The sequence below is a fragment of the Staphylococcus sp. EG-SA-18 genome, from assembly GCF_017151825.1.
GTDB classification, from domain to species: domain Bacteria; phylum Bacillota; class Bacilli; order Staphylococcales; family Staphylococcaceae; genus Staphylococcus; species Staphylococcus aureus.
In genome coordinates this window covers 45856-60015 of the sequence record NZ_JACYVY010000003.1, presented here as the reverse complement: position 1 = coordinate 60015, position 14160 = coordinate 45856, and the positions used below count along the sequence as shown (strand labels likewise).

Genomic DNA, 14160 nt, shown 5'->3' with positions numbered 1-14160 from the left:
AAAATAACTTCATTTTATCAATATATCTATGTCATTATGCCTTAAAAGTGATAAAATATTAACTATTAAAATTTTGAGGAGTATTGTATGGCACTATTAGAAGCATTTTTAATTTTTATTTTTGCTGTGATTATTAGTTCGGTTATCAATAATCGATTCCCGCAAATTCCTACTGCCTTTATTCAAATTGCATTAGGTGTCGTTATTTTCATTATTCCAATACAAGTTGATTTCCAATTCAATTCTGAAGTATTTATGTTTGCCGTTATCGCGCCACTACTTTTTGTGGAAGGTACCCACGTCTCTCGAACAAAATTATTAGAATATCGTAAACCTATACTATTAATGTCAATGGCACTAGTGTTTGCAACTGTAGTCGGTGTTGGCTATTTTATACATTGGATTTGGCCTGCCTTACCAATGCCAGCCGCTTTTGCAATAGCAGCAATTTTATGTCCTACAGATGCAGTAGCAGTATCTGCTATTACACGCGGAAAATTATTACCTAAAGGTTCTATGACGATTTTAGAAGGTGAATCTTTACTCAATGATGCAGCAGGTATCATTTCATTTAAAATTGCTGTTACTGCATTAGTAACTGGTACCTTTTCATTATTCCAAGCTGTTGAACAATTTATCATTTCAACAATACTAGGTGTACTTATTGGTGCAATTATTGGATTCGTTGTCGTTAGAATACGTATAGACTTAACCGCTAATAAAGGTTTAAAAGATAACAATACCTTAACTTTTATTCAATTATTAACTCCTTTTGTCGTATACTTTTTAGCAGAAGAAGTTCATGCTTCAGGTATCATTGCAGTTGTAATCGCAGGTCTAATCCATGGTTTAGAACGCGACCGTTTAATTAGAGCACAAACGGAACTACAAATGAATTACCATCAAATTTGGAACACATTTAGTTATGCCTTAAATGGTTTTGTATTTGTTGTATTAGGTTTTATGATTCCTACTGTAGTCATAGATATTTTCCAAACAGAGCCTGACAACTTTTCATTTTTAATAGTGATCACTATATTAATCGCTATTGCAATTTATGCATGTCGATTTGTTTGGGTTTATTTCTGGTACAAAGATTTTTATTTCCCGAAAAATATACAATCTTATCTAGACGAGGAACATGATTCACATGAAACACCACCTTCTCGTGTGCGTTACGCATTTATTATGACCATGTGTGGTATTCACGGTACAATTTCACTTTCAATGGCACTTACATTACCATTTATCATTACAAAAGGACAAGCATTCGAATACCGTAATGATTTATTGTTTATTGCATCTTTCATGGTATTAATTAGTTTAATCTTAGCGCAAATTGTTTTACCTTTAATTACACCATCTGCCGAAGATACTACTTTTAAAGGTATGACTTATCAATCTGCCAAAATTTTCATTGTTCAAAAAGTGATCCAGCATTTTAAAAACGAAAGTAAAAAAGACAAAAACGATACAAATTATCGCCCAGTATTAAACCAATACTATGGAGAATTGTTATTTTTATTAAATTCAGAACCTGATAATCAAAATACAAAAGAACTCAAACGTTTAGAAGATATTGCAAAAGTAATCGAAACATCTACACTTGAGCGTTTAATTGATAAAGGTAAGGCAACATATCAGGATATTAATAATTACCGCAATATTGTCGAATTAACAGAGACACACCGTACTGCATCATTTGTTGAAAAATTTGCAAACTTCTTCAAGATGTTATGGCTTAGACTTAAAGCGATGAAGCACTACAAAGCCTTAAATAAAGAATCTAAGAAGCAAGAATTTGAAAATTCATTCAAAGATGTTCAAAAAATTATGCGTATTGTGAATCACAATATTATTTTACGCTTAAAAGAAGAACAAAATAGTACAAATGTACTTGAGGTTAGCTTAGTCATTAATCATTACTATGATATGAGTCGCTCATTAAAGTGGCGTGCACAACGTCGAAAAGAACGTCAAGAAAACAGCAATCAAATCATACCGCAAGCTATGTTCCATAACCACAAATTGGAAGCATTGTACTTACAACGTCATCTTTTAGATGAATTAATTCGCAAAAATAAAATCAACAATATCGTTGCAGCTCAAATTCGAGAAAATATCAATTACAACGAAATTGTCTTGTCTTTACAGTCCAAACATTAAGCAAGACATAACAATACCCCCGTACATATGAGACAAAGTCATTATCATCTCATATGTACGGGGTTTTTATATTCAACATCAAAAAATCGGATTGATGAAAAGTAAATAACCTTTCATCAATCCGATTTGATTATAGAATCTATTTTTTAAGTTTAAATGGAATTGTACATACGTTAACATTCTTTTGATAAATTAAATACAATTTCATACGCAAACTAGTTTGATTGTGTAATAAATTATGCCAACGTTTCTTAGTAATAAATTCTGGTATCACTACTGTAATCATATAGTTTTGATCGTTTGCTTTACGATTAATCTTATCGATAAAACGTGAAATTGGTCGTATAATACTGCGATATTCCGAATGTAAAATAACTAATCTTACATCTGGGAAATGACGTTTCCATTTCTCTTGGAATGCTTTTTCATCTTCATCTCCAAATGATACATGTACTGCTATGACATCATTATTCGCAAGCATTTGTGCGTAATAAATAGACTTATCAACTGCTGTTGTAATACTTGTTATCGGCACAATTGCTAAATTACGATCTACCACGTCCACATTAAGAACATCAATGTCAGAACGTAATTGTTCTGCGATATCTCGATAATGTTTGTTAATTTTCAAGAAGAAAATCACCACGAACGGCAAGAAAATAAGTATCGGCCATACTTGGCTAAATTTAGTTATGAGTAAAATCATAAAAACAATAAATGTCACGATACCACCTAGTAAGTTCACAGACAACTTACTTAACCAATTCTTAGGACGTTCATGAATCCATTTAATAACCATACCGAATTGTGCTAGTGTAAATGGAATGAATACACCAACCGCATACAATGGAATTAAATCTTCAGTCATACCATCAAATACAATAATTAAAATAATGGCTAATACACCTAAAATAATAATCGAGTTAGAGTAGCCTAAGCGATCACCTCTAACAGTAAACATTCTAGGCATATATTTATCTTTAGACATTGAAGCCGCTAACATCGGAAAAGCTGTAAATCCAGTGTTGGCTGCTAATACCAAAATCATCACGGTCGTTGCCTGTACAAAATAGAAGGCAGCATTATCACCAAATATTTGCATAGCTAATTGTGATAAAACTGTCGTTTCCGTTTGTGGCATAATTCCATAAACATATGCTAAACCAACGATACCAACTAATAAAAACGCTAAAATTGAACCCATAGCAATTAACGTTTTTACAGCATTATTAGCACTTGGTTCTCTAAAATTGGTTACCGCATTTGAAATAGCTTCAACACCTGTTAATGATGAAGCCCCTGATGAAAATGCTTTTAATAGCAAGAATAATGTTACTCCAGGAACCGCAGTTCCTACTGATGCATGCATATGTGGTTGAATATCTCCTGTCGCCACACGGAAAGTACCTATAAATATTAATATCACTAACCCTATAATGAAAAGATATACTGGATAGGATAATACGGTGGCAGATTCAGTTAAACCACGTAAATTTAATATTAAAATAAAAAGTACAAGTAAACATGCAATCAGTACTTTATGCCCATATAAACTTGGGAATGCAGCAACAAATGCATCAGCACCAGATGATATACTAACAGCGACAGTCAGTATGTAATCGACTAATAATGAGCCTCCTGCAAGCAATCCCCATTTTTCTCCTAAATTGGTCTTGGACACCATATACGCGCCGCCACCTTTAGGATATGCATAAATAATTTGCCTATAAGACATAATTAAAGCAGCTAATAAGATCAGAACAGCACCTGCAATCGGTAAAGTATACCAAGTTGCAACTGCACCCACTACTGATAATGTAATCAGTATTTGTTCGGGACCGTAAGCCACTGAAGATAATGCATCCGACGAAAGAATCGCTAACCCTTTAAACTTCGATATCTTTTCGTCTTTTAGTTCTCTGTTTTTTTTAGGTTGCCCTATAATAAGTCTTTTAAATTGATTGAACATAATCTCCTATTCCTTTTTATAGTTTTTGATGGATATCACTATACGCCTATCTTTCCAAAAAGTATAGAGAGTTAATTAATATTTTTTATGTAATTATACACCTATTAACATATAAGGTGTCAAAAATAATGGTAAATATACCTCTTTAATTAATTTATTCAATAGAACTGGTATAATAAAATAAATCTCATTAGGCACTTAAGTAAATTTAACATATAAAAAGGAACGTTTATGACTACTAAAAAACTGTATTTTCTATCCATTTCTATTATCATTTTAGTCGCCATTTCAATTGCTATACATATAACATTAAATAGCAATACGAAGACACGGTTAACCAATGATTCGCAACAACAAATAGATACAATTATCGAGCATGATTTACAAAAGGGACACATTCCTGGAGCATCAATTTTAATAGTAAAAAATGGCAAAGTTTTTTTAAATAAAGGTTATGGTTATCAAGATGTTGATAAAAAAGTCAAAGCTTCTCCCACAACAAAGTATGAAATTGCTTCTAATACGAAAGCTTTCACAGGTCTTGCAATTTTAAAATTAGCTCAAGAAGGTCGATTAAACTTAAATGATGCCGTATCCAAACATGTGCCTCATTTTAAAATGAACTATAATGGTCAAAATGAAACTATTACGATTAAGCAACTTTTGGCTCAAACAAGTGGTATACCTAGTGATATTACAAGCGAAGACGCCGTAACAAATAAAAATAATCGTTTAAATGATGTAACCCGTGCAATTATGGGTGATGAATTACATCATAAGCCCGGAGAAGAATTTGAATACTCAAATATGAACTATGATTTATTAGGTTTAATTATCCAAAATGTCACAAAGCAATCATATACGCAATATATAACAGACCATTGGCTTAAACCACTTCAAATGAAACACACGACATTTAAACAAACAAATTACAAATCAAAACATGATGCTATTGGCTACGAATTACAAGGTTCGACACCTGTCGTCTCTAAACCTGAATTTAACCTTTGGGATACACCATCAGCATATATGATGACATCAACTGAAGATTTGGAACATTGGATAAAATTCCAACTTAATCCACCTGATAAATACAAATCATTAGTTCAACAATCACATAAAAATTTATCATCAACAATTGGTGAACCTAATGCCAATGCATATGCTTCGGGCTGGTTTACCAATAATGATGAACATTTAGTGTTTCATTCAGGAACGCTCGATAACTTTTCATCATTTATTTTACTAAATCCAAAACAAAATTATGGAATTGTTGTGCTTGCAAATCTAAATTCGGAATATGTACCCAAATTAGTTGAGCATCTTAATACACAAATTGTAAATCACAAGCGATATTCGACGGTTGCGTCTATACTCAATCAATATAAAGACCAATTTAATATTGTTACCGTTTTGATGACAACACTTATTTTATTAGCATTTATATTCTCAGCTTATCGTGCTTGGCAAATGCGCCATGGTCAAATTCTTTTGCGTAGATCAAAACGGATTGCTGTATTGAGTTGGCTAACTTTATGTTTATGTATCGCTATAGCGCTCATATTATATGCATTACCATATCTCATTCTCGGTAGCAATAATTGGTCTTTTGTACTGACTTGGCTACCAATAGAAATTAAATTAGCACTAATCACAACATTAATTGCATTATTCAGTACATTAATTGTAATTCTGTTATTCCTTCATACAAAGATAACGAAGACATAATAAAAAAGACTTGTTCGAGCCGTGCGTTTGATAATATATCATCCACGATTCGACCAAGTCTTTATTCTTTGTATATTAAACGGATAAATTATTATTTAATTGGATTCATGCCGTCTTTCCAAGTTTTATAAATCAGAGTACCACCTTGCGCTTTAAACTTCTCATTGCTTACGCCACGTTCAAATGGTTGCGCAGGTTGAATATCAATATTTGGTTCAACACCAAGTTGTTCTTTATACCATTCTGCAAATTCAGAACCTTTAACAGGTGCATCATCTGCTACATTATAGATACCATTTTCAAAATGAATAGCTTGAATAGATGTTTCAACTGCATCATCAAGATGCACAAATGATGTTACGCCATCTGAAAGTGTCACTTGACCATCCATAAATTGATTATAAATCATGCCATCTTTTCCGTACCAAGTACCTGGGCCATATAACCAACCAAAACGTAAAACAACGTATTCATCCATACGAGCCGTTTCTTCTTCTAGACCAACCACACCATCAACCGTTACTTTTCTATCACCAGTTGAGTTAAAATCAAGTGAAGTTTCCTCATTTGCTAATCCTTCGCCAGGTTCATACATAAAGGCAATACTTTGGGCAATTACTTTCTTAACGTCATGCTTTTTCGCCGCATCAATTAAGTTTTTAGAACCTTCAATACGTACTTTCGTATTTGCTGCCATATCAACATTTTTTAAATCCGTAATTTGGTTGATAATGATTTCTGGTTTAAAATCTGCTAACGCTTGATCAATAGTATCAGCTTTTAATATATCACCAATATATGCTTTTACATTAACAGCAGCTAGCTTTTGTTGACCATTCTCAGATGTAGTAAAACCAGCAACCTCATGCCCCTCTTCTTTTAGTCTTTGAACTAATTTAATGCCAATAAGGCCCGTTGCACCAGTTACAAAAATTTTACTCATTATAAACACCTTTTCTCTATTTGTCTTTTTAATATAATTACTTGCTTGATGAGTTTACAAAATTCACGTGAGACTTCCAAATGATTTGCCTCAAAATTTTTCAAAGTGTCGTCGTAAAAACTGTCTAGTAAATACTAATAGTATGTCGTAGACCTATGACAAATCTGAATTATGACGAAAATCAATCAAGAAAAACAGCACCAAGATCATTTCAATTTGAAAGTACCTTACTGCTGTTCTTTATTTATTACATTTCAATCTTAATAATGACCGTAATATCACGTGATTGTCATTTCCTTGTAATCATACCTAAAACACCAATTAATCCTGTGCGTGTCGCTGACTTTCTTTAGTATGAATTAAATCAGTAATAAAGCGATTGACTGGCGCTTCAATATGACGTTGTTTACCCAATGTTGCAACTGCGTCATTAATATAATCAATTTCAGTTTTTCTATTATTAACAATTAAATCTTGATACATGGATGGATAATGCGCACCAACTTTTTCATTTAAATCAACTAAATATTCAAATACTTCATCAACATTTAAATGAACATTATCAATCGTCGCTACATGCACTATTTCTTGCGTTAATTTATAAATCAAACACTTCGCATAACTACTTTCATTCAGCGATGCCATATTACACTCCAACACTGTGCTTAATGCATTTGCCGTACCATTAACACAAATCTTTTTCCAAATCGATTGGTATAAATCTTTACTAATGACACCATTCAATTCCGCTTCGTTAAGTAAATCAGCAACTTTTATAACATTTTCTTTACCTTCATCCACTAGTTCACCTATTTCAACTGGTCCACTACCAAGTAAATGACTGTGTCCAGGGCTTTCAAGACCTGCCGTCCAAGTCGTAACACCTCTGACAATTTGTGATTGAGCAACATACTGCGCAATGACTTCTTCATGCTTCAGACCATTCATCGTACATACGACGATCGTTTCATTATCAATATGTGGCTTCATATCTTCCATCACTTCTTTTAATTGCATAGACTTTGGAAATAGAAAGACAACATCGTAAATGCTTTCGTCCGGTTGATCATTAAAATGATACATCGGAATGTTTAACTCGAATGCCTCTCCATTAATCGTTATATTTAATCCATGTTGCTTAACCGCTTCAACATGAGATGTATATCCGTCAATAAGTGTGACATCATATCCTGCTTGAAATAGTTTGGCACCAAAGCCACTACCTAATGCACCCGATCCAGCAATTGCAATTTTCATCCTATAAACCCCTCTTCATCGTTGTTGTTCATTTTAAAAATACTACTTTCGCATATTAGCGTCAATTTGAAAATCATTCGCTTAATATGCACACAGCTTTTATCGTCTATAAAAGAACACACCTAACATTAAACGTCAATACGTAACATTAAGTGTGTATGATAAACTTACTTTCACAAAATTTCCTTTAAAATCCGTACATAATAACTTGCTTTCATTTCAGTTTTACAAATTCGTTTGATTTTTAGGAACTAATAGTAAAATGACTAAAAATGCAACAATTGCTAGCAAGGTATTAAACATCATACCTGTGAAACCACCTAAGTTCAAATTTAAATTAGCTGCTAACACAGTATAAACCGTACCAGATACTGCTACTCCAAATGCATTTCCTAATGATGACGCCATTTTATACACACCTGAAGCAACACCCGACTTATCATCTGGCGCACTAGCAACTGCTGTATCAGTTGATGGTGTAGCATATAATCCTAAACCAGTACCAAACAATAAATATCCAACTATACTAGATACGATATACCACATTTCTGGTAAAAATGTTAACGACAATAAGATTAACCCAATCACTGTAAAGCCACTTCCTAGTAATAGTGGGCGCTTCGGACCATGTTGAGATAAAATCTTTTCACCTACACGAATCATTGACAACACTGCTATTAAATACGTTAATGAAATATAACCCGTTTGCGAAGAATTAAATCCTAATTGTTGTTGATAATACGTGTTAATGACGATAAGTGCACCACCTGCTACACCATTTAATAAGAAGTTTGAAATAGTTGCACCACTGTATCCTCTATTTTTAAAAATTGAAAAATCAACAAGTGGATGCTTTATTTTATTTTCGTAATATACAAAACCAACTAATGAACAGATAAACACAACAATTAAACCTAGAATTAACGGTGAAACTAAACCAAAATGAGACGTCTGTGTGATGATTACATTTAAACTTAACATCGTCACTACTAAAATGACTAAACCAATAACGTCAAACTTTTTAGCTTCTGCTTTCATACCTTTGATTGGTTCTGCTTTAGTCTCAGGTGCATGTTTGATTAAGTACATTGCTAATAATGTTAATAGAATTGAAACAACAAATATTGAACGCCAACCTATATATGTAGCCATTAAGCCACCAAACAACGTACAAATACCACTACCACCCCAAGAACCAATAGACCAATAGCTTAAGGCACGTTGTCTTCTTGTACCAATATAATATTCGTTAATAATAGCAAGTGTTGATGGCATAATACATGCTGCAGACAAACCTTGAATTATTCTACCTATAATTAAAAATGCTGGCAAAGGTGTAATGATGATGAGTAATGAACCTACAACATTTAATATCAATCCTACATAAGTAATTTTGACGCGACCAAATTTATCAGCAACATCACCAGCACCTACGATAAACAAACCAGCAAATAAGGCAGATAAGCTAACAGCGATATTTATCGTTCCAACGTCACTACTATATGTTGATTGTAATGGGACAACAAGATTAACAAGTGACTGCGCGAATAGCCAAAAGGTAATAACCCCTAAAACGATACCCAAAAGCAATCGGTTGTCACCTCTAAATTGTTTTGATGTGTCCATGAATTAGATAAGCCTCCTATGTTTAAGAAAAACAAATTTTTAATATGATATATTAAGAAACAATATCATAAATTTGCAGAAAATTATAAATAAAACATCTCATTTTTTAGCATTTTTACAATAATTAACGCTTTTTATCCAAAAACTTTCATGATAATAATTGCTATTTTAGTGTAAACGCATACAAACACAACCTATAAAAAGGCTACTCAAAGATTATTTGAGCTCCTTGAGTAGCCTCATTTTTTATAAATCATGAAACGAAATCGCTAAATTATAAACATCTTCTACTATTACATATTAATACTTTGCGGCCGATGATTAGATTGATTTTTACGATGTCGTGTTGTTGGGTCTAATCGTTTTTCTAAAAATCTTAATAGTACATCAATGACGATTGCAATGATAGCAATCGGAATCGCACCTGCTAAAATAAACGTTGTGCCATCCGTCGCATTTGTACCACGAATCACAATGTCACCAAGCGTAGGTGCTCCTATAAATGATCCAACGGCAACAACACCTATCGCAACAACCAAGGCAATACGAATGCCACCGATAATAACCGAAACAGATAACGGTAATTCAATCATTCGTAGCACTTGATTGCGTGTCATTCCCATACCTTTGCCAGCATCCTTAATATTCGCATCAACACTAGCTATACCAGTATAAGTGTTTTTTATAATTGGAAGTAACGCATATAAAAACACTGTTAAAACTACTGTTTCTGAACCTAAGCCCATGACTAACATTAAAATAGCTAACATTGCAATGACTGGAACTGTTTGAATTATATTTGCAATTGTAATTACAAATCCAGAAAGTTTTGTGTATCTTGCAAGCAAGATTCCCAATGGAATACCAATTAAAGCTGCAAACAGCACACCATAGACAGACATTAATAAGTGTTTGAAAAATAAATCCCATAGATAGCCAAAGTTCGTAACATAATAATTGAATAATTGCTGTAATAAATTACCTTCCATTACTTATGACCACCTTTCTGTTTATCAAAATAGTGGTGTTTTTTCAAAAATTCTTCTGCGACGACAGCAGGTTCTTTACCTTTACCATCCGCTTCATAATTCAAGCGCTGCATCTCTGAAGTTGAAATCTTTCCTGTCAACTTATTAATCGTCGTTTTAAGTTCTGGGTGTTGGCGTAATAATTCATTTGTTGCAACAGCACTCGCAGCATAAGGTGGGAAAAATTGTTTATCATCTTTAAGTACTTTCAAATCATACGCGGCAATTCGACCATCTGTAGAATAACCTAATGCAACGTCTAACTTCTCTGAGTTTAATGCGTCGTAGACTAGACCTATTTGCATTGGTCTCACTGTACCAAAGTCGAAACCATACTCTTTTTTAAATCCTTCATAGCCATCGCCTTTACGATTCATCCATGAACTATCCATACCTAAACGTAAATCTTTACTATGCTTTGCTAAATCTGAAACTGTCTCTAAATGATATTTTTTAGCAGTTTCCTTCGTTACCATGAATGCATACGTATTCGCAAAACCATACGAATCAAAAAACGTTTGATCAAATTTCTTTTTAAATCCTTGTTGTGTGGCTATCATTGCTTTCTTAGGATCTTTAATTGGTGCTTCCTTCAAAGCTCCCGTTAAATCTGTGCCATTATATCTAACACCTGATATATTAGCATCCCCATTAATTAAGGCATTATGTTGAATCGTACTTGACCCTAAATTATTTACTAATGTTGGCTTTATCTTACCATGTGTATCATGCTCTATTAACAACCGTAACATATGTGAAATAATTTGCGATTCGCTTGTTGATAATGCTGTAATTTTGACATCATTTTTCGTGCTCTTACTACTTAGTCCGGGCAAACTACATCCAGATAATACGGTAAGCGATAAGACAAACACGACAAGTATATATTTAATTTTCTTCATTATCTTAGCCTCCTAATTATCCAGATACTTTTAAGCCTTTGGGAACTACCCATTTTTCAACTAAAGCTAATAAGGCATCAACACCTAATGCTAGTGCAGTAACGAGTACCGTTGCAGTTACAATCATCAGTGGATCATATAAATTTAAACCATTGAAAATGAAATCACCTAATCCACCCGCACCTACATAACTTGCAAGTGTAGCCCAACTAATTACATACACAGACGACAAACGAATGCCACCAATGATAAGCGGTAATGCTAACGGCAATTCAACATCCTTCATCAATTGAAATTGTGTCATTCCCATACTTTTTCCAGCTTCTTTAATGTTGCTATCAATATTTTGAACACCGAGTACCGTGTTATTTAAAATAGGTAATAATACATAAATAAATAGCGCTACAATTGCAGGCGTTTTACCAACACCAAAAATCGGTATCATAATAGCAAGTACAGCTAGTGTTGGAATAGTTTGTAAGACACCTGCCACAGTTAATATAATATTGGCAGTTCGCTTTGTTTTTGATAATAAAATGCCTATAGGTACTGCAACAATGATGGCAAGTAATAATGCCACTATAGAAATATAAAAATGTTCCAGTGTTTTCGACATCAACTGTCCACCATGTTCATGTAGGAACTCAATCATGATTTATCATCTCCTATGTCACGTACTTTGACATTAGTAGTGTGTTGCTCATGCACTTTTGAGGACGCAGTGTCTTCCCCCACATGTTCTGCTTGCACTGTATCCTCACTATCGCCCCAAATCGTGTCATATACAATATCAACAACATTGGCACGCGTAATCAGTCCTACTAAACGCTGTTGATCATCTACAACAGGAACATTTCTGATATTTCTTTTTAAAATCGTGCGTACAGAATCTTGCAATTTCGAATCAATTTGAACGGTATAAATATGTTGTTGCATCATATCACGCAAAGTTTTGTGTCCTCGTATACCTTGATTAATATCCTCAATGTCTAAGAATCCAAGTAAATGGTTGTCACTATCAACGACAAAAATAGTATCAACACGTTTTTGTCTCATAATATGAACGGCGTCATTCAGTGTTGCTTCTGCCTGTATCGTGATTGGTTTAATCATTACACCTTCTACAGTCTTGTCATTGGGACGGTCTTGAATCAGTCTATTTTGTCCTATAAAATCACGTACAAAATCATTTGCGGGATGTCTTAAAATATTGTCTGGTGTATCAAATTGCACCACCTTACCTTCTGACATAATACAAATTTTGTCTGCTAATTTAATCGCTTCATCCATATCATGTGTTACAAAGATAAACGTCTTGCCTAATTTTCGTTGTAACGTTTTAACTAAATCTTGTAACGTATCTCTCGTAATAGGATCCAATGCACCAAAAGGTTCATCCATTAAAATAATATCTTGTTCGGCCGCAAGTGCTCTTACGACACCGATACGTTGTTGTTGCCCACCTGATAGTTCTGCTGGATAACGCTCTAAAAATGACTCCGGTAAATCCACAAGTTTAATTAATTCCTTTGCACGTTTATCCTTTTCTTCTTTAGTCCATTTCAACAATTTGGGTACCAATACAATATTCTCTTTAATCGTCATATGAGGCATTAACCCAATTTGTTGAATAACATAACCAATGCTTCGACGCAATTCGACAGGATTCATACTCCGAACATCTTTACCATCAATTTCAATTTGTCCTTCTGTCGCTTCAATCATACGGTTTATCATTCTTAAAGCAGTCGTTTTACCACTTCCACTGGTTCCAATAAATGCGATAAATTCCCCAGATTGAATATCTAAAGAGATGTCATCTACTGCCTTTTTATTACCAGAATAAATTTTCGTTAAATGCTTAATACTTAACATAATCATTTCTCCTTCCTCATAAAAAATATGACGAATGATACGCATAAAATAAAAAGACCATCATCGCAATTGTTAAACAAATAGAGTCATAAGTTAAACAAGTACACATCATGGTCTTGATTATGTAGAATTTTATATTTTTCATCTGTAATGTGAATACTTAACAGTAAACGGCGCTATGTATGTTGAATTTCTACCGATTACTTTGTTTGCACATTCGTATATTCGACATTTAAAACTAACATACTCTATATGATGTTATTAAACATTATTATTTTATCTTTGGCAACTAAATAGATAACTCATATTTTTTAAAAGCGAATTTATTATCGCTCAAATGGTTGTTTTATAGCAAAAAAGTGTCGGAAATGTGAAATATTATTGCAAAACTCGAATTTTTGTAATAATGCACACGCATCCATTGTTACAGGCGGACAAACGTCCATCAGCCACTCACAAAGTCATCCTTATATTTTAATATTTTCATCATTCATTGTAGACACCCTTGCCTTTTGCTAACATTTCCTACTCCCAAGCTTGTAACGGAATTCCAACGTCAAAGTGTTGCCCATGACAGGCACACCTAAAAAAACAACCAACAGCATGAGCCATTGGTTGTTTCGTGTCATCTTGTATGTTGTTGTATAACCGGTATGCTTTACTCAT

The 14160-nt window shown here is 33.5% G+C and carries 12 protein-coding genes; 2 read left to right on the top strand and 10 right to left on the bottom strand.

Translation table 11 applies throughout. The features are described from left to right. Positions 1 to 87: 87 nt before the first annotated feature. Positions 88 to 2166, top strand: a complete 2079-nt coding sequence (locus IDG66_RS01125; protein WP_001185692.1) for a cation:proton antiporter — start codon at positions 88 to 90, stop codon at positions 2164 to 2166. 139 nt (positions 2167 to 2305) lie between these two features. On the opposite strand, the gene IDG66_RS01120 is transcribed toward IDG66_RS01125, so the two are convergent. Beyond that, complete coding sequence (locus IDG66_RS01120; protein ID WP_000483052.1) at positions 2306 to 4135, bottom strand: APC family permease; 1830 nt, start codon at positions 4133 to 4135, stop codon at positions 2306 to 2308. 231 nt (positions 4136 to 4366) lie between these two features. Between IDG66_RS01120 and IDG66_RS01115 the strand changes: the two genes are divergently transcribed. Then, positions 4367 to 5863: a serine hydrolase domain-containing protein gene (locus tag IDG66_RS01115; RefSeq protein ID WP_000208556.1), complete on the top strand. Its 1497-nt coding sequence runs from the start codon at positions 4367 to 4369 to the stop codon at positions 5861 to 5863. Positions 5864 to 5954: 91 nt separating this feature from the next. Here the strand turns inward: IDG66_RS01115 and IDG66_RS01110 are convergent, their stop codons facing one another. The 9 genes from IDG66_RS01110 to IDG66_RS01070 form a co-directional block, all read right to left on the bottom strand. Continuing rightward, entirely contained in the window at positions 5955 to 6806 is an 852-nt protein-coding gene (locus IDG66_RS01110; RefSeq protein ID WP_000034506.1) for an NAD-dependent epimerase/dehydratase family protein, read from the bottom strand. A gap of 321 nt (positions 6807 to 7127) precedes the next feature. Further along, the gene (locus IDG66_RS01105; RefSeq protein WP_000684055.1) at positions 7128 to 8063 is read right to left on the bottom strand and encodes a 2-dehydropantoate 2-reductase; all 936 of its coding nucleotides are present in this window, start codon (positions 8061 to 8063) and stop codon (positions 7128 to 7130) included. A 225-nt stretch (positions 8064 to 8288) separates the two neighbouring features. Then, the gene (locus tag IDG66_RS01100; protein ID WP_000381268.1) at positions 8289 to 9689 is read right to left on the bottom strand and encodes an MFS transporter; all 1401 of its coding nucleotides are present in this window, start codon (positions 9687 to 9689) and stop codon (positions 8289 to 8291) included. A 293-nt stretch (positions 9690 to 9982) separates the two neighbouring features. Beyond that, the gene (locus IDG66_RS01095; RefSeq protein WP_000398941.1) at positions 9983 to 10678 is read right to left on the bottom strand and encodes an ABC transporter permease; all 696 of its coding nucleotides are present in this window, start codon (positions 10676 to 10678) and stop codon (positions 9983 to 9985) included. Beyond that, the gene (locus IDG66_RS01090; protein ID WP_103143703.1) at positions 10678 to 11619 is read right to left on the bottom strand and encodes an osmoprotectant ABC transporter substrate-binding protein; all 942 of its coding nucleotides are present in this window, start codon (positions 11617 to 11619) and stop codon (positions 10678 to 10680) included. Before IDG66_RS01090 ends, IDG66_RS01095 begins: the two co-directional genes overlap by 1 nt. A gap of 16 nt (positions 11620 to 11635) precedes the next feature. Continuing rightward, positions 11636 to 12271, bottom strand: a complete 636-nt coding sequence (locus IDG66_RS01085; protein WP_000569113.1) for an ABC transporter permease — start codon at positions 12269 to 12271, stop codon at positions 11636 to 11638. Next, positions 12268 to 13494 (bottom strand): betaine/proline/choline family ABC transporter ATP-binding protein, encoded by a 1227-nt coding sequence (locus IDG66_RS01080; RefSeq protein ID WP_000948991.1) that lies wholly within the window; start codon positions 13492 to 13494, stop codon positions 12268 to 12270. The genes IDG66_RS01085 and IDG66_RS01080 overlap by 4 nt, the downstream gene beginning before the upstream one ends. 326 nt (positions 13495 to 13820) lie before the next feature. Beyond that, positions 13821 to 13940, bottom strand: a complete 120-nt coding sequence (locus tag IDG66_RS01075) for a hypothetical protein (RefSeq protein ID WP_031893170.1) — start codon at positions 13938 to 13940, stop codon at positions 13821 to 13823. Positions 13941 to 14019: 79 nt separating this feature from the next. After that, complete coding sequence (locus tag IDG66_RS01070; protein ID WP_001793329.1) at positions 14020 to 14160, bottom strand: hypothetical protein; 141 nt, start codon at positions 14158 to 14160, stop codon at positions 14020 to 14022.